The sequence below is a fragment of the uncultured Clostridium sp. genome (assembly GCF_934754915.1).
Lineage (GTDB): Bacteria > Bacillota > Clostridia > Clostridiales > Clostridiaceae > Clostridium.
The window spans coordinates 1-2,554 of the sequence record NZ_CAKVKB010000279.1; the positions used below are offsets into that span (position 1 = coordinate 1).

The window sequence follows — 2,554 nt, forward strand, 5'->3', positions numbered from 1 at the left end:
TTTTTTAGTATCAAGTGGCATAGCAATCTTATATTCTTCGCTTTTATTTAATTCATCGTATTGTATATTAACTGCCATTTCTTCAGTCCATTCCAAATCTCCATTATTGTAAAAAATTTGATATTCGTCAGGTTGATTAGACTTTATTACATATCTTAAAGTAAAATTATTTGCAATATCTATATTACATATATTAAAAATAGCTAAATTTATAATTGCAACAAATACAATAAAGACACCCCATTTTGTTATTATTTTAATATTGTTAATCATAAAACACCACACTTTCCAATACATAAACTTTACATTAATATTTTAAAATATTTTTTCAGTGCTTCTCTCCAATCCTCCATTAAAGTAAATCCATTATTGATTAAAGCTTTTTTAGACATTCTAGAATTAAAAGGTCTTACAGCCTTGCTTGGATATTCACTTGTGGGGATAGGATTAATTTTGCATTTTAATCCTGCTTGTTTCATTATTTCTTCTGCAAATTCTGCCCAAGAACAAAATCCTTCATTAGTTGCATTATATATTCCATATTTTTCTGAAATAGCCATATCACATAAAAGTGGAGCTAAATCTGCTGTATACGTAGGACTTCCAATCTGATCACAAACAACATTCAAACTTTCCTTTTCTTTTCCCAACCTAATCATTGTCTTAACAAAATTATTTCCATTAATTCCAAATACCCATGATATTCTTACAATAAAATATTTCTTCAATAACTCTTTTACTTTTAATTCGCCTTCATACTTTGTTTTTCCATATACAGATTGTGGTGCAATATTTCCATTCACTTCAAATGGTTTATCTCCTTTACCATCATAAACATAATCAGTGGAAATATATATCATTTTAGAATCAATTTCTTTGCAAGCTTTCGCTATATTTTCAGTTCCATTTACATTTACCTTTGTGCACATTTCAATATCATCTTCAGCTTTATCAACTGCTGTATATGCAGCACAATGTATAACACATTCTGGTTTCAATTTAGTTATATATTTATTTACAGCTTCTGAATCCGTTATATCAAGTTCTTCCTTATCTATTCCTAAACATTCTATTTTTCTCTTATTTAAAACTTTAACAACATCATATCCAAGTTGTCCATTAACACCAGTTACTAAAATCATTTCTTCAGCTCCTTACAGCACACCTTTTTTTGTAAGCTCAATTATAAATCTAAATATAAACTCTGGTATAATAGGACTAAATATCTCCAATAAAATAGACAATCTATAGTATCTGCTATGCTTTATAATTATTTTTAATTGAGCTATTGATGGCTTTTTAAAATATTCTTTTCTTGCACTTAACAATATTATGCAATAATCAATGTATTCTTTAACTTCATAATAATCTTTAAGTCTATCCTTTAATATTAAATCTCTATCTAAAATTTCAACTATTTTCTTCTGATAATACGTTTGCTTATCATTTATACCCTTTAAAATTCCAGTTTGATTATTATTATGTTGTCTATACCTTACTAGTCTCTTATCTAAAGCTTCTATTTTTCCATTTAACGCCGCTATAACTGCAATCCAATTATCATGGATTATTTTATTTGGAAATGGTATAGATTTCATTGCAATTTTCTTTCTAACAATCATAGCACATCCAGTAACAAAATTGCTTATAAGTAGATCTTTAGCTAAATTATAACCACTCTTATAAACAATCCTTTTCCTAATATCACGAATACTCTCATAAGTTTTTTGTCCATTTTCATCTATTATAGAAAGATCACAACAAACAAGTGTGACTTTTTCATCATTAAACTTTTCCATCATTAATGAAATCTTATTAGCTTCCCAAACATCATCCTGATCACAATAAGCAAAATACTCTCCATCTGCAATCTTTGTTAATTCCTCAAAAGCTTTATTTGAACCTTGATTCACAGAACCTCTTATTATTTTATAATCAAAATTATTTATATATTTTTCAAATAATTCTTCATCTACTGGTTCTTCAGGGCAATCATCATAAACAAATAAATTTAAATTTTCATAACTTTGTTCATTCAACGAAACAAGCTGTTCTATAAGCCACTTAATATTAGGCTTATAAACAGCTAATAAAATAGACACTAGTGGTTTATCTGTTTGCATACATTTTTTCATAATAATTCTGATATTCTCCACTTATGATATTTTCCCACCATGATTTATTGTCAAGATACCATTTAATTGTCTTCTTAATCCCCTCATCAAAAGTAGTTGTTGGAAGCCATCCAAGTTCATTATGAATCTTAGTTGGATCAATTGCATATCTCATATCATGTCCTTTTCTGTCTCCAACAAATTTAATTAAATCTTCTGATTTTCCAAGTTCTTTAATAATAGTTTTTACTACTTCAAGATTTGTTCTTTCATTATGTCCACCAATATTATATATTTCTCCCACTTTTCCATTATGAATAATCAAATCTATTGCCCTGCAATGATCTTCAACATAAAGCCAATCTCTAACATTTTCACCTGTTCCATATACAGGTAATTCTTTATCATTTAATGCATTTGCAATCATTAATGGTATAAGT

Annotated in this window: 3 protein-coding genes and 1 pseudogene; all 4 read right to left on the minus strand. The window is 27.6% G+C overall.

Translation table 11 applies throughout. The features are described from left to right. Window positions 1–273, minus strand: a pseudogene (locus Q0F58_RS18805) (hypothetical protein); the annotation flags it as partial. Between the two features lie 29 nt (window positions 274–302). After that, a complete protein-coding gene (gene rfbD / locus Q0F58_RS18810) occupies window positions 303–1,142 on the minus strand; it encodes a dTDP-4-dehydrorhamnose reductase (RefSeq protein ID WP_294379499.1) in 840 nt (279 codons plus the stop codon). A 12-nt stretch (window positions 1,143–1,154) separates the two neighbouring features. Next, window positions 1,155–2,135 carry a glycosyltransferase gene (locus Q0F58_RS18815; protein WP_294379500.1) on the minus strand — a complete coding sequence of 327 codons (981 nt, stop codon included), beginning with the start codon at window positions 2,133–2,135 and terminating at the stop codon, window positions 1,155–1,157. Beyond that, window positions 2,110–2,554 (minus strand): dTDP-glucose 4,6-dehydratase (locus Q0F58_RS18820; RefSeq protein ID WP_294379502.1); only part of this gene is annotated, 445 nt, incomplete at its 5' end. The genes Q0F58_RS18815 and Q0F58_RS18820, both read right to left, overlap by 26 nt.

Bases quoted from the DNA above. Each gene is read 5' to 3' on its own strand.
- rfbD (WP_294379499.1), bottom strand. From the start codon at position 1,142: ATGATTTTAGTAACTGGTGTTAATGGACAACTTGGATATGATGTTGTT.
- Q0F58_RS18815 (WP_294379500.1), bottom strand. From the start codon at position 2,135: ATGAAAAAATGTATGCAAACAGATAAACCACTAGTGTCTATTTTATTA.